The organism is Amorphoplanes digitatis (genome assembly GCF_014205335.1).
In the GTDB taxonomy this organism is placed as follows: domain Bacteria; phylum Actinomycetota; class Actinomycetes; order Mycobacteriales; family Micromonosporaceae; genus Actinoplanes; species Actinoplanes digitatus.
The window spans coordinates 4599305-4618848 of record NZ_JACHNH010000001.1 but is presented as its reverse complement, the minus strand read 5'-3'; the positions used below and the strand labels follow the sequence as shown (position 1 = coordinate 4618848).

At 72.2% G+C, this 19544-nt stretch carries 21 protein-coding genes; 10 read left to right on the top strand and 11 right to left on the bottom strand.

The window, feature by feature from the left end:
• Positions 1-36: 36 nt before the first annotated feature.
• The gene (locus BJ971_RS20260) at positions 37-876 is read left to right on the top strand and encodes a helix-turn-helix domain-containing protein (protein ID WP_184994820.1); all 840 of its coding nucleotides are present in this window, start codon (positions 37-39) and stop codon (positions 874-876) included.
• A 63-nt stretch (positions 877-939) separates the two neighbouring features.
• Positions 940-1521 (top strand): dihydrofolate reductase family protein, encoded by a 582-nt coding sequence (locus tag BJ971_RS20255; protein WP_184994819.1) that lies wholly within the window; start codon positions 940-942, stop codon positions 1519-1521.
• A 70-nt stretch (positions 1522-1591) separates the two neighbouring features.
• Here BJ971_RS20255 and BJ971_RS20250 read toward each other — a convergent pair whose 3' ends face one another.
• From BJ971_RS20250 to BJ971_RS20225, 6 genes are all read right to left on the bottom strand, one after another.
• Positions 1592-2800 carry an AGE family epimerase/isomerase gene (locus tag BJ971_RS20250; protein WP_184994818.1) on the bottom strand — a complete coding sequence of 403 codons (1209 nt, stop codon included), beginning with the start codon at positions 2798-2800 and terminating at the stop codon, positions 1592-1594.
• Positions 2801-2852: 52 nt separating this feature from the next.
• On the bottom strand, positions 2853-3815 hold the full coding sequence (locus BJ971_RS20245) for a hypothetical protein (protein ID WP_184994817.1): 963 nt from the start codon (positions 3813-3815) through the stop codon (positions 2853-2855).
• Positions 3816-3882: 67 nt separating this feature from the next.
• Positions 3883-4890: a S1 family peptidase gene (locus BJ971_RS20240; RefSeq protein WP_184994816.1), complete on the bottom strand. Its 1008-nt coding sequence runs from the start codon at positions 4888-4890 to the stop codon at positions 3883-3885.
• A 139-nt stretch (positions 4891-5029) separates the two neighbouring features.
• Entirely contained in the window at positions 5030-5878 is an 849-nt protein-coding gene (locus BJ971_RS20235; RefSeq protein WP_239087367.1) for an alpha/beta fold hydrolase, read from the bottom strand.
• The gene (locus tag BJ971_RS20230; RefSeq protein WP_184998985.1) at positions 5875-6732 is read right to left on the bottom strand and encodes an SDR family NAD(P)-dependent oxidoreductase; all 858 of its coding nucleotides are present in this window, start codon (positions 6730-6732) and stop codon (positions 5875-5877) included. The genes BJ971_RS20235 and BJ971_RS20230 overlap by 4 nt, the downstream gene beginning before the upstream one ends.
• Before the next feature lie 5 nt (positions 6733-6737).
• Positions 6738-8189, bottom strand: a complete 1452-nt coding sequence (locus tag BJ971_RS20225; RefSeq protein WP_184994815.1) for a flavin-containing monooxygenase — start codon at positions 8187-8189, stop codon at positions 6738-6740.
• Positions 8190-8278: 89 nt separating this feature from the next.
• On the opposite strand from BJ971_RS20225, the gene BJ971_RS20220 reads away from it, so the two are divergent.
• The gene (locus tag BJ971_RS20220; protein WP_239087368.1) at positions 8279-9295 is read left to right on the top strand and encodes an AraC family transcriptional regulator; all 1017 of its coding nucleotides are present in this window, start codon (positions 8279-8281) and stop codon (positions 9293-9295) included.
• On the opposite strand, the gene BJ971_RS20215 is transcribed toward BJ971_RS20220, so the two are convergent.
• The gene (locus BJ971_RS20215) at positions 9249-9548 is read right to left on the bottom strand and encodes a DUF4873 domain-containing protein (RefSeq protein ID WP_184994814.1); all 300 of its coding nucleotides are present in this window, start codon (positions 9546-9548) and stop codon (positions 9249-9251) included. The two genes, BJ971_RS20220 and BJ971_RS20215, sit on opposite strands and share 47 nt — an antisense overlap.
• Positions 9545-10231 (bottom strand): TetR family transcriptional regulator, encoded by a 687-nt coding sequence (locus BJ971_RS20210; protein ID WP_184994813.1) that lies wholly within the window; start codon positions 10229-10231, stop codon positions 9545-9547. Before BJ971_RS20210 ends, BJ971_RS20215 begins: the two co-directional genes overlap by 4 nt.
• Before the next feature lie 51 nt (positions 10232-10282).
• On the opposite strand from BJ971_RS20210, the gene BJ971_RS20205 reads away from it, so the two are divergent.
• Complete coding sequence (locus tag BJ971_RS20205; protein WP_184994812.1) at positions 10283-11167, top strand: AurF N-oxygenase family protein; 885 nt, start codon at positions 10283-10285, stop codon at positions 11165-11167.
• A gap of 126 nt (positions 11168-11293) precedes the next feature.
• Entirely contained in the window at positions 11294-11926 is a 633-nt protein-coding gene (locus BJ971_RS20200) for a hypothetical protein (protein ID WP_184994811.1), read from the top strand.
• Here BJ971_RS20200 and BJ971_RS20195 read toward each other — a convergent pair.
• Both BJ971_RS20195 and BJ971_RS20190 read right to left on the bottom strand, forming a co-directional pair.
• A complete protein-coding gene (locus tag BJ971_RS20195; protein ID WP_184994810.1) occupies positions 11923-12225 on the bottom strand; it encodes a hypothetical protein in 303 nt (100 codons plus the stop codon). The two genes, BJ971_RS20200 and BJ971_RS20195, sit on opposite strands and share 4 nt — an antisense overlap.
• A gap of 90 nt (positions 12226-12315) precedes the next feature.
• The gene (locus tag BJ971_RS20190; protein WP_184994809.1) at positions 12316-13050 is read right to left on the bottom strand and encodes a hypothetical protein; all 735 of its coding nucleotides are present in this window, start codon (positions 13048-13050) and stop codon (positions 12316-12318) included.
• A gap of 135 nt (positions 13051-13185) precedes the next feature.
• Between BJ971_RS20190 and BJ971_RS20185 the strand changes: the two genes are divergently transcribed.
• Entirely contained in the window at positions 13186-15573 is a 2388-nt protein-coding gene (locus BJ971_RS20185; RefSeq protein ID WP_184994808.1) for a putative bifunctional diguanylate cyclase/phosphodiesterase, read from the top strand.
• Positions 15574-15709: 136 nt separating this feature from the next.
• Here BJ971_RS20185 and BJ971_RS20180 read toward each other — a convergent pair whose 3' ends face one another.
• Positions 15710-16327, bottom strand: coding sequence for a DoxX family membrane protein (locus tag BJ971_RS20180; protein WP_184998983.1), 618 nt, complete (start codon positions 16325-16327; stop codon positions 15710-15712).
• A gap of 390 nt (positions 16328-16717) precedes the next feature.
• Between BJ971_RS20180 and BJ971_RS20175 the strand changes: the two genes are divergently transcribed.
• From BJ971_RS20175 to BJ971_RS20160, 4 genes are all read left to right on the top strand, one after another.
• Entirely contained in the window at positions 16718-17719 is a 1002-nt protein-coding gene (locus BJ971_RS20175; protein WP_184994807.1) for an Acg family FMN-binding oxidoreductase, read from the top strand.
• Positions 17720-18004: 285 nt separating this feature from the next.
• The gene (locus BJ971_RS20170; RefSeq protein ID WP_369076802.1) at positions 18005-18289 is read left to right on the top strand and encodes a three-helix bundle dimerization domain-containing protein; all 285 of its coding nucleotides are present in this window, start codon (positions 18005-18007) and stop codon (positions 18287-18289) included.
• Positions 18290-18382: 93 nt separating this feature from the next.
• Positions 18383-18838 carry a GNAT family N-acetyltransferase gene (locus tag BJ971_RS20165; protein ID WP_184994805.1) on the top strand — a complete coding sequence of 152 codons (456 nt, stop codon included), beginning with the start codon at positions 18383-18385 and terminating at the stop codon, positions 18836-18838.
• Positions 18839-18949: 111 nt separating this feature from the next.
• Positions 18950-19522, top strand: a complete 573-nt coding sequence (locus BJ971_RS20160; RefSeq protein WP_184994804.1) for a DUF6642 family protein — start codon at positions 18950-18952, stop codon at positions 19520-19522.
• Positions 19523-19544: the final 22 nt, after the last annotated feature.

The window sequence follows — 19544 nt, the reverse complement described above, 5'->3', positions numbered from 1 at the left end:
GGGGCCGGGGTCGCCGCCGGCGGCGATAATGTCTGCGTGGAGTATGTGTCCAGGGTGCCCGGTCCACCGCTGGACGGGCTGATCGGCGACCTCTACTACCTGGAGGGCGCCCCGCCGTACTCCCGGTTGATGCTGCCGGCGGCGCCCGCGCCGTTGCTCATCGTCAACCTCGGGGCGCCGTTCCTCATCCGCGCCGGCACCGACGTGGACGCCGTGGAGTACGCCGACGGCTGCGCGGTCACCACGCCCACGCGTGCGTGGGAGTTCGGCTACCCGACCCCGACCCGGTCCGTCGGCGTCCACTTCAGGCCGTGGGGCCTGGCACCGTTCCTTCCGATGCCCGCGGCCGAGCTGTGCGACCGGCCCGCGACGGTGGAGCAGATCTGGGGCCGGCCCGCTGTCGCCGAATTGCGACACCGACTGACCTTGGCGGACGCACCGCACGAAATGCTGATGGTGCTCGAGCGGGAGCTGGTACGACGGCTGCGGGTGATCGACGGTCTTGACCTGGTCCGCCACGTGAGCAGCGCCGTCGCGGCGACAGGCGGGACGGTGCCGATCAGCGACATCGGTGTGGCGGCCCGCGCCAGCAGCACGTATCTGGCGAAGCGCTTCAAGGCCGTGGTCGGTGTCACGCCGAAGCGGCTGGCTCGCGGCTACCGCTTCAGCTCCGCCGTGCTGGCGCTGGACGTGGCCGCACCGATCGACTGGGGAGACGTCGCCGCCGGCGCGGGCTACTTCGACCAGGCCCACTTCGTGCGCGAGTTCCGGGAGTTCACCGGGCTCACGCCGACCCGGTACGCCGAGGTCCGGCGGCGATTCCTGCGCGATCATCCCGACCACGTCCTGGACGGCTGGCCGCTGCCGGCCGATTGATTTCGTACAAGAGCGACAGTTCACGCCGCACAAGACTTGGGCCTCCGCACAGAGGAGGAGTCCATGGGGAAAGTGGTAATGAACGCGTCGGTTTCGGTGGATGGCTTCATCGCGGCCGAGAACGACGATCCCGGTCCGATCTTCGAGTGGCTGGTCAGCGGTGACGTGCCGTTGGACGACGGTGGCGTGCTGAAGGTGTCGCGGGCTTCGTTCGACCACGTCCGGCCGTACTGGGACGAGGTCGGGGTGACAATCGCCGGCCGTCACGCCTTCGACATCACCGACGGCTGGGACGGGACGCCTCCGAGCGGGATCGACCATGTGGTCGTGGTGAGCCACCGTGGTGCGCCCGAGGGGTGGGACCTGCGGGCGCCGTTCCATTTCGTCGACGGCATCGAGGCGGCCGTGGCCAAGGCGCGGGAGCTTGCGGGTGACCGCACTGTCGAGTTCGCCGCCGGCGACGTCGGCGGCCAGGCGCTCGCCGCGGGCTGGGTCGACGAGGTACGCATGGACGTCGCACCCGTCGTGCTCGGGTCCGGTAAGCGTTACTTCGGCTCCGTCGACGCGCAGCACCTGCTGGAAGGCCCGGACGTGGTCGTTCAGGGCAACCGGGTGCTTCACCTGCGCTATCGGGTGCGCCGTTGACCGATCCGAGTGGGCCGTTCAGGACGCGGCGGTCGTCCTCACGAGGACGACCGCCGGTCAGTGTCGAGGGCTAGGCGAGGGTCGCGGCGACGGCGGGTGCGAGCATCGGGTAGAGCGGCAACCGGGCCGTCAGGGTCGCCTGTAGTGCGTGGTACAGGTCCGGCTTGCCCGGCCACACCGTGTCCGTCGGCTCGTTCTCCGCGTTGAGCTGGTGGAACCACGAACCCTGCTCGTGGTCCAGCAGGTACGTCGCGCTGTAGTCCCACCAGGTGCGGTACCAGGTCGCGTACTGCTCCTTGCCGAAGCGGTGGTGCAGGGCCGCCGCCGCGCTGATCCCCTCCGCCGCCACCCAGTGCATCCGGTCGCGGACCACCGGGGTGCCCGACCAGTCGGTGGTGTAGACGAATCCCGGCAGGCCGTCGACCGACCAGCCGTCGCGCACCGCGCGGTCGAAGAGCTCCGCCGCGGCCTCCGCGAGCCATCGGTCCGAGCCGGGCGGCCGTGCGGCCTCGGCGTGCAGGAACAGCCGCGCCCATTCCAGGCCGTGGCCGACCGTCGCACCGTACGGCTTGAACGGGTCGTCCGGCCGCTGGCGGTTGAACTCCGGGAGGGGCTGCCAGCTCCGGTCGTAGTGCTCCGGGATGCGCCAGTCGTGCGCCTCGGCGATCTTGGCGACGAACCAGCAGACGCGGATCGCCCGGTCCAGCCACTTCTCGTCGCCGGTGACGCCGGCGGCGGTCAGCATCGCCTCGACCGCGTGCATGTTGCCGTTGAGGCCGCGGTAGTCCTCCAGCTTGGTGAAGTCCGCGTTCCAGGTGTCGACGCACCGGCCGGCGTTGTCGTCCCAGAACCGCCGCAGGAAGACGATCTCGGCCTCGGCGAACAGCTCGGCCGCCCAGGGCAGCCCGGCCGCCGCGGTCGTCGCCGCGGCAAGCAGCACGAACGCCTGGTCGTAGCAGGACTTGACCGTTTTATCCTCGGTCGAGGGGAACCATCCGCCGTGTTCCGGGTCGCGCAGGCGGTCGGTCAGCCCTTGCAGGGCGCTCAGCGCGATCGGCGCCGAGCCGGGCACGCCGAGCAGCGTACCGATGCCGTACACGTGGGCCATCCTGCTGCTGATCAGGGTGGATGTCGGCCGCTCGGTATCGGGCAGGCCGCCGGCGCCGAGCCAGCGGGCGCCGCCCTCGGGGTCGGCGGTCCGCCGGCCGAAGGCCAGCAGATCGCGGGTGTGCTGGTCCAGCCAGCGGTGGTGGGCTTCGCTCGTGGGCCAGGTTGACACTGGATCACTGTAGGTGGCCCGGCCTGCGATGACGCAGGGGGCACGCCGACCGTTAGTTCCAGGTCGGCGGCGGCTGCCCGGGAGCCTTCGTCGCGAGGTACTCCAGGACCTTGCGGCAGTCGAGATTGGGTGAGTTGTACTGATTTCCCTTCAGGGCCTCAAGCAGCGGCTGGTCCCCGGTCAGCTGATCGTCCTCGTTGTGGCAGGTGAGCCGGGTGTCGATCGCGGACTGCGGTATCCGCATGACGTACCGGGTCTCCGCGTGCAGCACGGTCACCCACTCCTCGGTCTCGGCAATCGGGTAGCCGTAGAACAGGCGCTCCGGAACCACCCGGAGCTGGTTGCGGTCCACCGTCATCTGCTGCGTCGCCGGCACGGCCGCGGTGTTGAGCAGGAAGGCCTGCGCCGAGACCCAGGGCGCGTCGAGGCTGTGCATGAACTGGAACGCCAGCGCGGCCGCGCCCAGGTAGAGCACGGACTGGCCCTGCCAGCCGTCGAGCGAGCGCCCCCGCCGGACCAGGCGTTCGTCGGCCGACGAGGCCCACCTGCGCCGGTACCGCCGGATGATCAGTTCCCCGCAGAGCGCCGCGAGCACGACGGCGAGCGCCTGCACGAGGTACTTGTACGGCGACGCGAGCGCGGTGACCAGGACCACGATCGCGATCAGCGGCCACAGCGCGGGCTGGATCCGGCGCCGGTAGCGGATCGCGAACCAGCCGGTGCCCAGGGCGACGGCCGGCAGGATGTAGTAGGCGTAGACGGTCACGGTGCCGAGCGCGACCTGCGTCGGCGTCGCGGCAAGCAGCGCGGTCGTCGTGGTCAGCGAGTACCGCCCGACCCCGTAGATCTTGATGAGGAACAGCAGGATCAGCAGCGCCGAGCCGACCGCGACCAGCTCCCTGGTGCTGACCCCTCCGGTCGCCGCGGGTTCGGGCGCGACCGGGGCCTCCGGAGCCTCAGGTTGCCGAGTCAGTAGGTGGGGACGGGGACGGGAACGCCTTTTGGGTTGCGCCATCGCCGGGTGCCTTCCTGAGGCCGGTGTCCGCGGGACCTCAGGATAGGAACGCTCCGCAACGGCGCGGTCACCCGCGGCGGTGCCGGCGTATCGCCGCCCGCCGCCGGGTGCGCCGCCGGGCCCGGGTGCCCAGCACGGCCGCGATCACGCCGCCGAAGCCCAGCACGACAAGGGAGACGGTGGCGGGTGGCGGCAGGGTGTCGCCGCCCCGCGACGGTCCACTGACGAGCCGCTGGTCCGCGCCGGGCGGCACCGAGGCGGCCGGCGGCCGGGCGGGCTTGGATGGTGCGCGCGCAGGCGCCCTGGTGGTGGCCGCCGGGGCCGGCTCGCCGGCGATGCCGGTGATCCAGCCGCGGATGGTGTCGATGCGCCCGCTCAGGTCGACCTTCGAGTGCGGGCACGACGGGCCGTGGCTGACCACCGACACCAGCACCGCCGCGCCGTCGCCGCGCTGGGTGAAGTACGGCCCGCCGGAGTCGTGCGAGCACGGGCTGGTGTTCGCGCGCGGCGCGTGGCCGGTCGTGCCGAGGTAGGTGCGGGTGCGCGAGACCACCTCGAACTGGCCGGTCTGCAGCCGGGTCGCGAGCGTGGACTCGTCGCCGTCCTCGGTCAGGCCGTACCCGGCCAGCCGCACGATCGCGCCGACCTTGGGCGCCTTGCTGCTCAGGACCACCGGCGTCACGTCGGTGACCGGCCCGGCGAGCTTGGCCAGCGCGACGTCGGTGGTCGGGGACTGGTGCACCTCGACGACCTTGACCTGGTGGCCGGCCTTGCCGTTGAGGTCGGTGCGGCCCACCGTCGCGGTGGTCAGCCGGGCCACCGGGCGCGACACCCGGGTGCCCTTCGCCGTCTTGAAGCAGTGCCCCGCGGTGATCACCCACCGCGGCGCGATGAGCGCACCGGAGCAGGAGCTGTCGCGGCGCCCGCCGCCGGCCGTCGGCAGCCCGGTCATCGTGAGCTTGACCGCGAAGCCGTACCTCCCGCTGATGACGTCCTGCCCGCCGGCGATGGCGTGCGCCGGCGTGGCGGTGCCGGTCGCGAGCCCGGCGACGGCCGGCGGCAGGAGCAGCAACATCGTGACGAGGCGGGAGAGCAAAAGCGCGGTCCTCACGTAGAGCGGCGGCGTGCGGTCACCTATGAGTACGAATGAGTCGCATCATAGGTTGCCTGCGCCAATTGCCAAATGCTCTACGGGATCGGGCGATGACCCTCCGTCATATCGCCGGGGAATGGGCGGTCAGGAACCGCCGGGCCAGGTCCGCGAATTCGTCGGCGCGCTCGATCTGCGGCATGTGGCCGGTGTCGGCGAACAGGTGGCTCCGCGCGTGCGGCAGGGCCGCCCGCGCCGCCTCGAGGTGGATCGCCGGCAGGACCCGGTCGCGGTCGCCCCAGACGACAAGCGTCGGCCGGGGATGGGCGGCGACCTGCGACAACAGGGTCTCCCGCCACGGTGCGCGCACGCCGCGGAACGTGCCGAGCTCCCGCGCGGTCGCCAGGTAGACCCGCGCGTTGTCGGGGCGCGCGGCGACCCGGACGGCGAACTCCACCCGCTCGTCGGTGACGTGCGCCCGGTCGTGGAACAGGGTGCGTTCGATCCGCCGCGCGGCCTTCGGGTCGATGCGGCGCATCAATGGCTTTCCGAGCCCCGGAATAGCGAGAATGCGCAGCGCCAGGGTCACTTCCTTGCCGAAACCGGCGCTGTTCACCAGCGTCAATGTCGCCACCCGTGACGGAGTCGTCGCGAGCAGTTTCATGGCGACCGCGCCGCCGAGGGAATTGCCCATTACGTGCAGCGGGCGGTCCTCGCCGACGGCGTCGACGGTCGCGGCGACCGTGTCCGCCAGCGAGGCCAGGCCGATCGGGCCCGGCACCGCCGTCGACATGCCGTAGCCGCTCAGGTCGAGCGAGATCACCCGGTAGGCGTCCGAAAGCCGCTCGTGCTGCGGGTCCCAGTCCTCCAGGCTGCGGCCGATGCCGTGCAGCAGCAGCACCGGCGGGTGCGCCGGGTCGCCGCTCTCGCGGACGCGGATGCTGGCCCCACCGACCGGCAGCTCCCTGATCACTTGGCCGCTCCCGCCCGGGCACCGCGGCCGGCGGCCGCCGTCAGCATGCCGATCAGCCGCATGTGGCCGACCGGCATCAGGCGTGCCAGCAGGTCGGGGAGCTTGGCGGACGCCGCGATCAGGACCCGGCCGCGGCGCCGCTCGACCCCGTCGAGGATCTCCTCGGCGGCCTTCTCCGGCGGATAGGTCAGCAGGGCGTCGAACGCGCGCTGCTGCTCGTCGACCTGGTCGGGCGGCACACCCTCGCCGATCCGCGCGCTCTGCGCGATCCGGGTGCGGATCCCGCCGGGATGCACCGTGGTCACGCCGACGCCCGACTCCAGCAGTTCGCCGCGCAGCACCTCGCTGAGCCCGCGCAGCGCGAACTTGCTCGAGCTGTACGCCGACTGCCCGGGCGGGGCGATGAGCCCGAACAGGCTCGACACGTTCACCAGGTGGCCGCCCGGCTCGGCGCTCAGCGCCGGCAGCAGGTGGTGGATGAGCAGCATCGGCGCGGTGAAGTTGATCGCCATCACCCACTCGAACTCCGCCAGGCTGACCTGGTCGAAGCGGCCACCCAGCGCCACGCCGGCGTTGTTGACAAGCAGGCCGATCGCCGGGTGCCGCTCCCGGATCCCCTCGGCCGTGCGGATCACCGCCGCGCGGTCGGCCAGGTCCGCGACCAGGGTCTCGACCGCCGCACCCGGGTGCGCGGCGCGGATCCGCTCGGCGACCGCGTCGAGCCGCAGCGCGTCGCGGTCCACCAGGACCAGGTCGCTGCCCCGGGCCGCGAGCCCGTGCGCGACATGCTCACCGATGCCGCTCGCGGCGCCGGTCACCACGGCCGTGCGGCCGGCGAAACGGTACGGGCTCAGGCGGGTCATCGGATCTCCTCGAGGACGGGCGCGTCGCGGCGCGTGAAGGTCATGTCCCGCCGCAGGTCGGCGCGCGGGGTGGTGAGCACGTCGAGCAGGTAGTTCTGGCGGACGGTCCACGGGTCCCGGTCGCCCTGTCGCGGGAACCGGTCCAGGGCCCGCTGCACGTAGCCGGAGGTGAGGTCGAGCAGCGGCCGCCGCTCGCCGGGCGTCTCCACCGGCGTGGCGCTGGCGTAGCCGTGCCGCTCCAGGTGGGACAGCAGGCGCAGGACGTAGCGGTGCGACAGGTCGGCGCGCAGCGTCCAGGAGGCGTTGGTGTAACCGATGCAGTAGGCGAAGTTCGGCACCCCGCTGAGCATCACCCCGCGGTAGGCGACCCGGGTGCCCGGATCCACCGCCTCGCCGTCGACGGTCAGCGCCACCCCGCCGATCGGCAGCAGGGACAGGCCGGTCGCGCAGACCACGACGTCGGCCGGCAGCGTACGGCCGGAGCGCAGCGCGATGCCCTCGGGCACGAACCGGTCGATGTGGTCGGTGACGACCGACGCCGCGCCGTCGCTGACGGCGTTGAACAGGTCGCCGCCCGGCACCACGCAGAGCCGCTGGTCCCAGGGCTGGTACGCCGGGGTGAAGTGCGCGTCGAGATACGCCGGATCGTTCAGGTGCTGGAGGGCGACGTGGCGCAGTATCGCCTTGAAGCGCTCGGGGCGGCGCCGGGCGAGCTGGTAGAAGCCCTGCGCCAGCAGGATGTTCTTGACCCGGGCCAGCTTGTGCGCCGCCCGGGCGGGCAGCGCGCGGCGCAGGGCGTCGGCGACCACGTCCCGCTCGGGCAGCACGGAGAGGTACGAGGGGGAGCGCTGGAGCATCGTCACGTGCCCGGCCGTCGCGGCCATCGCGGGCACGATCGTCACCGCGGTCGCGCCGCTGCCGATGACCACGACCTGCTTGCCCGAATAGTCGAGGTCCTCGGGCCAGGCCTGCGGGTGCACGAACCGCCCCGCGAAGTCGGCCAGCCCGGGGAAGTCCGGCTGGTAGCCGCCGGCGTAGTCGTAGTAGCCGGCGCAGGCGTACAGGAATCCGCAGGTCAGGGTCTCGCCGCCGGTCAGCCGCACGGTCCACCGGCCGTCGGACCAGTCGGCACGCTCCACCCGCGCGCCGAAGCGGATGTGCGGGGTGATGCCGCCCTCGTCGGCGGTGTCGCGGATGTACGCGCGGATGCTCGCGCCCGGCGCCATCGACTCCCGGCCTCGCCAGGGCCGGAACGGGTAGCTGAGGGTGTACATGTCGCTGTCCGAGCGCACGCCCGGAAAGCGGAACAGGTCCCAGGTGCCGCCTATCGCGTCGCGGGCCTCCAGGATCGCGAACGTGGTGCCGGGGCGTTCGCGCCGCAGCCGCCAGGCCGCGCCGATCCCGGACAGCCCGGCACCGATGATGAGGACGTCGAAGTGTTCCGCCATAGCCGTCAGTCTCGGGCATGCACCGCCGATGAACTTGCTTTGACGCGACAACGATTTACCTCTGCACGACACGTCCGATACCGTGCCTCATGGATTCGATGGTCCGCGCCGCCTCGCTGCGCGGGCTGCCGGAGCTCGTCGACTCGCTCGGCGGCGACGGCGCCGGGCTGCTCGCCCAGTTCCGGATCCCGCCGGCCGCGCTGGACTCCGACGACGCGGTGGTCGGCACGACCGCGGCCGGTCGCGTCCTGGAGACCGCGGCGGCCGAGCTCGGCGCCTACGACCTGGGCCTGCGGCTGGCCGGGCAGCAGAACGCGACGGTGCTCGGCCCGCTCGCCCTGGCCATCGAGAACTCGCCGACGTTCGGCGACGCGCTGGACACCGCGAACCGCTTCCTGTTCGTGCACAGCCCCGCGCTGACCGTCTCCCAGATCCCCGACCCGGCCGGCCGGTCCGGCGTCGTCGGGCTGCTGTACCGCGGCACCGGTGAGCCGCTGCCGCCGCAGGTCGTCGACCTCGGGCTGGGCCTGTTCCACCGGATCATCGTGCTGCTGCACGGCGGCCCGTACGGGCTGCGCTCGGTGCACCTGCCGCACGCCCCGCTCGCCCCGATCGCCACCTACACCGGCTTCTTCGGCGCGGACGTGCGCTTCGGCCGGGCGGACGCGGTGCTGCGGGTGCCCGGCGCGCTTGCCGACACCGCGGTGCCGGGCGGCAACCAGGTGCTGCGCGACATCGCGCTGGACTACATCACCAGCCATTTCCCGGCGCCGGGCCGCGCGCTCTCCGGTCGCGTGCACCTGCTGCTGACCCAGTCGCTCGGCTCGTCGCCGGTCACCCTCGCCGCGATCGCCCGGCTGCTGCGCACCCATCCCCGTACGCTCCAGCGCCGGCTCGACGCCGAGCGGACCACGTTCGAGGCGATCCTCGACGACGTCCGGCGCGCCACCGCTGCCCGGCTCATCACCCAGACCGACCTGCCGTTCACCCAGGTCACCGCGATGATCTCGCTGGCCGAGCAGTCGGCGCTGAGCCGGGCCGTGCGGCGCTGGTTCGGCGTCACCCCGCGGGAACTGCGGGCCACGGGGGAGGGCCGATCCCGGTGAGGCGGATGCCGCCCCACGGGTCGGGCTCGCCGAGCCGGGCGCGGGCGGAGCCGTCGCCGATCCGCACGGTCGCCTCCCGGATCCCGCCGCGCAACTGTGCCGTCAGCGCCGGGTCCGGCGCGGCCCGCCCGGCCCACCGGTACCGCCCCTCGACCGGCTCGAAGCGCACCGACAGCCGCACCCGCGCCGTGACGGTGACGTCGCCGGCCTCGATGGTGGCCTCGCCCCGGTAGTCCTCCTCGCCGTCGCTCATCGGTCGTCCGCCGTCCGGGCCGCCGCGGCCAGCCCGCCCGGGGTGTCGGCCGCACGGCGGATGCCCGCGATGCCGTCCCACAGGAAGGTGGTCAGGTACTCCGCCAGGGCGGTGCGGCTGATCGGCTGCTGCTCGCGCAGCCACCAGTCGCCGGCGGTCTGCACGTAGCCGACCAGCCCGAACGCCCAGGGCAGCGCCGGGCCCGAGTCCAGGCCCAGCGCGCGCAGCCGGTCGCCGAGTATCCGGGCCAGCCCGCTGGCCACGGTGCCCATCGCGTCGGCGACCACGTCGGCGTCGCGGGCGATGCCGCGCTGGTGCACCACGAAGCGGTAGACGTGCGGGTCGGCCTCGATGAACGTCAGGTACGCGTCGATCGCCGCGGCGACGACCGCGCGCTCCTCCCGCACCGCGGAGACCGCGGGCGCGATGGCCTCGACCACCGACCTGGCCGCTCGCCGGCCGACGGCCAGCCAGAGCCCCGACCGGTCGGTGAAGTAGCGGTACAGCACGGGTTTGCTCACCCCGGCGTGCGCGGCGACGGCGTCGATGCCGGACTCCGGGCCGAGCTCGCGGATCGCCTCCATCACGGCCTCGATCAGCTCGACCCGGCGCCGCTCGCGGTGGTCGGCCCAGCGACGGCTGCGCCCGTCGGGACGGTTGACGCCCTCATCGACAGAGTTCATTGTACTAGCAGTAGCTGTTACTTCCGGTAACGTCAACTCTTGGAGGGTTCCATGGCCGAATCCGATCGGGAACAGACCGCGACCCGGCTGCTGCGCTCCTCGGCCGAGCACGCGTACGACCCGCAGGTGGAGATCGACTGGGACGCGCCGCTGGTCGAGGGCCGCTGGTTCACCCCGCAGCACCGCTCCACCCTCTACGGCACCGACCTGTGGGACACGCTCAGCGAGGAGCAGCGGATCACGCTGACCCGCCACGAGGTCGTCAGCATCGCCTCGCTCGGCGTCTGGTTCGAGACGATCCTGATGCAGCTGCTGATCCGCGAGTACTACCGCCAGGACCCGACCGCCGCACACGCCCAGTACGCCCTGACCGAGATCGCCGACGAGTGCCGCCACTCGGTGATGTTCGGCCGCATGATCGACAAGCTGGACTGCCCGGTCTACAAGGTCGGCGGCTTCGACGACGCGCTCGGCCGGTGGATCGCGGCGACCGCGACCGGCCCCCGGATGTACGCGGCCATCCTGATCGCCGAGGAGATCCTGGACGCGCTCCAGCGCGAGGCGTCCACCGACGAGACGGTCCAGCCGCTGGTCCGGATGGTGTCGCGGATCCACGTCATCGAGGAGGCCCGGCACGTCCGCTACGCCCGCGAGGAGCTGGCCCGCCAGGTGCGCGCGGCCGGCACCCGCCGGCTCGCGTTCGACCGCCTCGTCATCGCGCGGGCCGCGTACCTGACCGGCCGCCGGATCGTCTCCCCGGCGGTGTACCGGTCGGTCGGCATCGACCCGGCGGCCGGCCGCCGGGCCGCGCTGGCCAACCCGAACCACCGCGAGACGATGCGCTGGGCCGGCGAGCGGGTCGTCGCCTACCTCCGGGACCTCGACCTGATCGGCGGCCCGGGCCTGGCCCTGTGGCGACGCTCCCTGCTGCTGTGACCGAAATGTGGCGTAAGTCGCACCTGGCAACCTCTGGCGTGCCTCCCCGCTTTGACGATATGTGCGTTTGCGGACGGCTCGCTCGGCGGGTGGCCCGCATTCAGCCGTTGAGACGCGAGGTGTGCGGTGCCACGAGACAAGGACCAACTGACGGTCGCGACCGTGATCAACCCGGAGACCCGGGGCGTCGAGTGGGAGTCGCGCGTCGAGGAGTACGAGGACGGCGTGCTGGTCATGCCGGCCCCGCCGGAGGAGCTGGAGATCGCCCTCCCGTCCGACGAAGACGTGATCAACATTGCCTGGAACCGCCCGCCGCACCGCTACCGGGTGCGCGCGGAGATGATGGCCTCCTCGAAGACGCGCTGGCGGCTGCGCGTCGTGAGCGACCCCGTGCCCGTCACCCGCCGGACCTTCTTCCGCGGCGGCGGCGGCGAGACGGCACAGCTTCGCCTCGAGGGCGACCGGAGCTGGCGCAACGCGACCGTCGAGGACGTCAGCGAGGCCGCGCTCCGCTGCTACATCACCGACCTGCACTTCACCGAGGGCGACCCGGTGGACGCGCGGGTCGTGCTGGGCGAGGACACCCTCGCGGTGAGCGGCACGGTGCTGCTCACCCGCGAGTCCGACAAGGACAACGGCAACGACGCCGAGGTGGTCATCACCTACACGCTGGCCGAGAACCAGGCGCAGCAGGTACGCCGCTACCTGCTCGAATGGCAGCTCGCCGAGCGCCGCCGCGCCGCGGCGGCCGAGGACTAGACCCCGGGCCCGCCGCCGGTCAGCTCCACGACCGCACCGGTCAGGTCCGGCCGGACGCGCAGCAGATCCTCGAGCAGAACCCGCCACCGGCCGGCCTCGACGTCGGCCGTGTGCCGGTCACCGCCCCCGCGAGCCAGGAGCAGCCGCTGCCGGGTGACGACGAACTGGTCGTGCAGCTCGGCGCCGAGCCGGCTCTCCAGCCTGGCGCCGAAGTCCGCGGAGTTCGGCCCGGCGGCGGCACGCACGAACGCCAGCGCGGCGTCCCAGGCGACCCTCGGCTGGTGGACGACCTTGACCATGGCTTCCTCCTCCGGTGACGACACGGCGATCGAGGCTGATAATTACACAGCCGATGGCGCGACGGGTACGCCGTGGACCGGCTTTGGCCGTCACCGGCCCGGGCGGTTGCTCGCGATGTTGACGAGCGGCTGGGCGGCGCACACCGCTGCGGCGGCGACGTCGCCGGGGGCGTACCAGACCACCATCGGGTCGCCCAGCATGGGATAGAACCCGCCGGCCGGTGACTGGGAGATGGCGGTGAACGTCCAGGTCAGACCGCTGCCACCGGTTGCTGCCACGGTCAGCTCGATGCGGTTGGCCGGTGCGCTGCCGCTCCCCGCGTCGCGGGCCAGGTCCGTGACGACGGCGTCGGTGCGGACGTGGCTCTCAAGAAGCGGAGCGGTGCGTGCCCACCGGCGACTGCGCGCGCGGTCACCGCGCCACGTGGCGTAGCCGAGGCCGGCCAGACCGACGACCGCGACGACGGCCGGGGTCGGCGCGACCCCGATCAGGACGGGCGACGCGAGCACGAGCGCGACGGGGTACATCCACCAGGAGCCGAACTTCCAGTTGACGACGCAGAGCACGAACAGGGCCATCGCGCACGCGAACGCGGCTGACGGGGTCCACGCGGCGACGTGCTTCGAGACCACCTGATTGCCGAGCCACCCGATCGAGCCCAGCGCGACGAGCACGCCGAGTGCGACCGCGACGACGTGGCGCGACACCGACGGGCGGTCGGCGAGCACCGCGGAGGCCGGGAAGCTGAAGGTGTCCTCGACGGTGGGGACCATGACGAACCGCACCGGGCGGTCGTCGATCATCCGGATGTCACGTACGATCACGCGGCACAGGCTAGCCGCCGCTCGTCGGACTGCCACGTCGCAGGCCCGCCCGCAACCTGCCGGTGCCCCGCTCGCACCCGGCCGGTAACCCGTCGTCGCGTATCCATGGGGTCGACGTGAGGAAGGGCGGACGACATGGTGTCGACCACTGCGGCCAAGGCCGTGCCGTCATGGCTGCGCCGGCTCCGCCGGTACGCATGGCGGTACGTCAGTGGCGTCGGTGTCGCCACCGTGCTTGTCGGCCCGTTCCTGCCGTGGGGCGCCACGCAGGCCCTGTACGGCGCCGCCGGGCTGGTCGCGATCGCCGCCGCGGTCTTCGGCATCCGGCTGCACCGGCCGGCGCAGGCTCGCCCGTGGTGGTTGCTGGCCGCCGCGCTCTGCGTGGCCACCGCCGGCAACGTGTACTGGTCGGTGGAGTTCGCGCTCACCGGGCAGCGGATCCCGTTCGGGTCGGTAGGAGACCTGATCTATCTCAGCGCGTACCCGCTGCTGATCGCCGCGCTCTGGACGATGGCCGGGCACCGCGCCCGCCGGACCGGCATGGTCGACGCGGCCATCGTCACCTGCGGGCTGGCGGTGCTCATGTGGACCCTGGTCATCGACGGCTTCCTGGACGGGAGCCCGGTGACCGGTGCCCGGCTGGCCGTGGCGATGGCGTTCCCCGTCTTCGACCTCGCGGTCGTGGCGGTCGCCGGCCGGCTGCTGTTCACCGGTGCCACGCCGCCGACGGCGCACCTGTTGGCCTCCGGTCTGGTCGCGCTGCTGACCGTGGCCGACATGGTGCACTTCGCACACAGCGCCGGCAGCGTCACCGGACAGGTCGTGCACAACCCGGTCTCCACCGCCTGCTGGCTGCTCGGGCTGGTCGTCGCCGGCGCCGCGGCCATGCACCCGTCAATCGCGCGCCCGACCGAGGCCGGCCCGCTGCGGCTGCGGTTCGGCGTCGAGGTGCGGCCCCTGGTGCAGATCGTGCTCGCGCTGCTCGGCCCGGCCGTCACCGCGGTCTCCCTGCTCGACGAGCTCGTCGCCGGCAAGGCGGAGCTGCTCGACATCCTGGTGCCGCTGGCCGCCACCGCCGCCATGTCGACGCTGCTGGTGATCCGGCAGCAGCAGCTCGCCCGGACCGCCACGGCCCGCGCCGTTGACCTGGCGGCCCAGGCCCGGGCACTCACCGAGGCCCTCGAGGAGCAGCGCGCGCTCCAGGAACGGCTCAGCCACCAGACCCTGCACGACCCGCTCACGGGCCTGGCCAACCGGCTGCTGCTTCAGGAACGGCTGGGTCGTGCCCTGGCGCGCCGGGCCGGCGAGGCACACGGCCTGCTGCTGCTCGACCTGGACGGCTTCAAGGACGTCAACGAGACGCTCGGCCACCCGGTCGGCGACGAGCTGCTGATCGCGGTCGCGGAGCGGCTGGGCACCCTGCTGGGCGACGGCGACACGCTGGCCCGGCTCGGCGGCGACGAGTTCGTCGTCCTGCTGGAGGAGGCGAGCCCGGAGCACACGGTCGGGGTGGCCACCGCGGTGCTGGAGGCGGTACGCCAGCCGTTCCTGCTCGACGGGGTGGAGCTGTCGCTGACGACCAGCGTCGGCCTGCACACGGTGCGGGCGCCGGCCACCGCCGCGGACGCGCTCCGCGGCGCCGAACTGGCGCTGTACGCCGCGAAGGGCGCCGGCAAGAACCAGGTAACGGTCTACACCGACCGGCTGCGCAGCGAGCGGCAGGACTACGCGCAGACCGTGGCGGGGCTGCGCCGCGCCCTCAAGGACGATGGCTTCGTGCTGCACTACCAGCCGCTTGTCGAGCTGGCGACCGGTGCCGTTCGCGGTGTGGAGGCGCTGCTGCGCTGGACCCCGCCCGGCCAGCGGCCGGTGCCGCCGGACGCGTTCATCCCGATCGCCGAACAGAGCGGCCTGATCGGCGCCATCGGGGACTGGGTGCTGCGCCGGGCCTGCACCGAGGCGCGGCCGTGGTACGAACAGCACGGCACCACGGTCTCGGTCAACGTGGCCGGCCCGCAGCTGCGCGACCCCGGATTCCCGGACACCGTGCTCCAGGTGCTGCACGACACCGGCCTGCCGCCGCGGGCGCTGACGCTGGAGATCACCGAGACCGACCTGGTCGCCACCACGATGGCCGAGGCGGACGAGGTCGTCGCCCGGCTGGTCAAGATCCGCGAGTGGGGTGTCCGGGTCGCCATCGACGACTTCGGCACCGGGTACTCGTCCCTGTCGTACCTGCGCCAGCTACCCGTCGACATCCTCAAGATCGACCGTGCGTTCATCCCGCCGGACCGCGGCGACGCGGGCTTCCGGCCCGACGACCTGACCCTCACCCGGGCGATCGTTGACCTCGGCGCCAGCCTGCGGCTGACCACCGTGGCCGAGGGCGTGGAGACCGCCGGCCAGGCCGAACTGCTGCGCCGGCTCAACTGCTCGCTCGTGCAGGGATACCACTTCTACCGGCCGATGCCCGCCCTGGAACTGGCGGCGGTGCTCACCGGGCCGGTCGCGGTGGCCGCCTGACCGGCACGCCGGGATCCGGACCGCGCGGGCCGCAAGCGCCCTGGCCCGGCGTCGGGGCGCCTGCCGACTCTCGGCGGTCCCACGGCCCAGTTCGGTGACGGCCCGGGCCGGTACCGCCCGGGCCGCGCGTGCCGGCCTAGGTGAGCCAGGTGTTGCGTCGCACCAGCGGGGTGGCCGCCCACCAGCGGCCGAGGCCGAGGGTGTTGCCGGCGCCCAGCAGCGCCAGGACCACCAGGACCGCCGCGTAGATGAGGTGGTCGTCCATGAACGGGTTACTGGACGGCGGCAGGACAGCCGTCCACATCAGCACCATCAGCAGGGCGCCGGCGCCCGCGGCGATCCGCATGCCGATGCCGAGAAGCAGCGCGACGCCGATGCCCAGCAGGGCCGCCATGAACAACGCGTCAGCCACGGCGCTGCCGGCGATCGAGTGGTAGAAGCCGGTGAACGGGCCGGTGGCGGACTTGCCGAGGAACCCGGCGGTGGGGCTGCCGTCGTTGATCCACGCCTTCGCGGCGACGGTGCTGTGGCCCAGGCCGAACAGCTTGTCGAGGAACGCCCACAGGAAGATCCAGCCGAGCGCGAGCCGGATACCGGCCAGCAGGTACCGCGCCGCGGTAGCCGCCGAGCCGGTCCCGGACAGTGCGGTATCCGGCCCGGCGGTGGGGAGCCGGTGGTTCGCGGTGTCCCGCCGGGTCTGGTCGACGGGGGTGGTGGGGGCAGGGGTTTCGTGACCGTTGGCGATGTTGACCATCGCGCTCACGTTCCTTCGCATTTGTTCGGTACGCATGTTCCGCGGCTCGTCGAGCGACTCCACGGACGAAGCAGAAGGTGACGCCGCTCATCGGCCGGTACCGGCACGCCGAGCGACAGGCTGGTCAGCTCGGTGGCGTCACCCCGGCTGAGGGGGCGAAATCGACGGCGGCGGGCAGACAGCCACCGGGGTCTCGGGCGACAGGTCTCACCGTACGCTCATTTCGCGTGGCGGGCTGACCGGGCGTTGGTGTCGGCGACTTCCCGTCGACTCCTCGACTTGCGAGACGCGCCGAACACCGGGCCTACGTCCGGCAAGCGGGCGAAGACCTGCCCGAGGTCCGAGACTGGAGCTGGCCGACAGCATGACGACACCGCGAGGAGGCCCACCATGGACAGCGACGCACCGACCCACCCCACCGACCCGCAACTCGTCACCCACGCCCTGGCCGAAGCCGCATCCGCCGCCGGGTACGCCCCGTCGATCCACAACACCCAGCCGTGGCGGTGGCGGCTCACCGCGGACACGCTGGATCTGCACCTCGTACCCAGCCGGATCCTGCAGGTCAGCGACCCCGATGCCCGGCTGGCGACATTGAGCTGCGGCGTCGCGCTGCACCACGCCCGCGTCGCGGCGGCCGCGCAGGGCTGGCATGTCACGGTGACCCGGATGCCCCGCGACGCCGGACCGGATCTGCTCTCCCGACTCCACATCGAGGGCCGGGCACCGGTCGACCCGCCGTCGGCGCTGCACCTGCGCACCATTCCGTTGCGGTATACCGACCGGCGCCCGGTCACCGGGACACCGGTCGACCCGGACGCACTGGCCGCCATCACCGCGGCCGTCGAGGCCCAGGAAACCGCGCTGCACACGCTGCGACCCGACCAGGTCCTCGAACTGGCCGCCGCTGCTGATCACGCGCAGCGCAGCGAAGCAGCAGACCCCGGCTGGCAGGCCGAACTCGCCTACTGGACCGGCGCCGCCCGCCCGGCCGGCACCGGTGTCCCCGATGCCGCCATCCCCGCCCGCGCCACGCAGACCACGGTGCCGGGCCGGGACTTCGGCCACCACGGTGAGCTTCCGGTCAGCGCCGAGCACGACAAGGCGGCAGTGTTCGTCATGCTCTACGGCAGCGCCGACGAACCGCTCGCCTGGCTACGCGCCGGCGAAGCGTTGTCCGCCGGCTGGCTCACCGCCACCGAGTACGGCGTCTCCGTCGTGCCGCACAGCGCCCCGATCGAAGTGATCGCCACCCGCCAGGCGCTGCGGGCGATGATCGCCAGCGCCGGCTACCCCTGCCTGGTGCTGCGCCTCGGCATGATCGACCCGGCCGACACCGGCGCGCCGCGCACGTCCCGGCTGCCCGTCGAACAGATCGTCGACATCGCCTGAACGGGCGCGGGCCTGTTCGAACACCCTGCCAACCCGAGGGCGATGACCGCGATGAACGCATCGCCCACCCGGCCCTGTCCGGGCCTGCCACCGTGTGCGGCCAGGCGGGTGTTCCCGCGCACGCGACGTCAGACAGAGGCTTAAGGCCCGTCCGTGGCGGCCGGCGGCCAATTCGATGGATCGGCCGGTCCACTCCTGCCGACTTTCATTGTTCATGCCCGCATCGAGGCCGGCACACGGCAGGCGTGCAAGGCTTGAATCCAACGAGACAAGGCGGTGGAGACCATGCCGGAACAGCAGGTCCGCCAAACTGCCGCTCATCCCACTGTCCCGGTTCCGCCCGGGATGGAACCCGGCCGGCTGGCCTCGCCGGCAATGGAACGAAGCGAAAATGACCAGATCGATGAGATCATCAGCCGGCTCGAGCGACGCTACACCAGAGATCAGATATCGAGCGCCGACCTCAACAGCCGGGTACGCGGGTTCTATCGCGACTTTGCCACAGCCCGAATCCGCAGTTTTGTCAGCGTCTTCGTCGAGCGTCTCGTACGCCGGTCGATCGAAACGTGAACGCCGGCCCCGTTGACGTCCACGCGGTCGCCTGCACCACATCCCCCGTGGATGTGTGTTGATGATCGGACGCGGCTCGGTAGGTTGGCGGTCGTGGTGGACGTGCGGCTGGAGCCGATGACCGAGGACCAGTACAAGCCCTGGCGGGTGGAGGCCGAGGCGCACTACGCGAGCAGCGTCGCCGCGTCGGGCCGGTCGGCGCGGGACGCGGCCCGGGTCGCCGCCGACACCTACGCACAGCTGCTTCCCGACGAGTCCGCGACACCCGGCCACCACTTCTGGTACGCCCGCGACGGCGACCGCCGGGTCGGTTTCCTCTGGGTCAAGGTCACCGACGACACCGCGTTCGTCTACAACGTCGCCGTCGAGGCCGAGGTGCGCCGCCGGGGCTACGGCCGCGCGATCATGCTTGCCGCCGAGCGCTGGTGCCGGGAGCACAAGCTGATCAGAATCGGTCTGCACGTCTTCGCCCACAACACCGGCGCCCGGGCACTCTACGAGCGGCTCGGCTTCACCGAGACCGGCCGCAACATGGCCAAAGACCTGTGACTATGCCGTGATTGGGATCATATGAGGGCTATCCACCTTATGTCGGGTGGTCCCATCTGATCGGGCGAGGTCGGCTAGCGTCTTCCTCTCGTGGCGAGCAGAGGAGGGCCAGTGTCCAAGACGGGGGGAGTGTTCTGCGTCGAGGGCCAGTGGGAGGACGACCTGGCCAGTCGCGGCTCCGTGCTGCCCACCCTTGAGCTGCTCGAACGCCTCGGCAGCATCCGCTTCATCCACCGGGACACGGCGACCACCGAGGAGCTGCACTACTACCTGGACAGCTGGCTGTCGCGCAGGTACGCGGACTACAAGGTCGGCTTCTTCGCGCTGCACGGCCTGCCGACCCAGCTCTGCCTGACCAGCAAGCAGACGGTCGAGCTGGACGAGGTCGCGGCCTGGATGTCGGGCCGGTGCGGCGGCCGGACGCTGTACTTCGGCAGCTGCTCGGTGCTGCGCGCGTCGGACCGGGTGCTACAGGACTTCCTGCACGAGACCAAGGCCGCGATGCTGTGCGGCTTCACCAAGGTGATCGACTGGGTGGAGTCGGCCGCCTTCGAGACCGTGGTGCTGAACGCCCTGGTCAACGGCGGCAAGATCGACAGCGCGGAGCGGCTGATGCGCTCGTCGCGCTGGACGGCGCTCTCGGACCATCTCGGCTTCCGCGCGGTGTACGCGAACGGGCGGTGACCGCCCGTTCGCGTACGTCCGT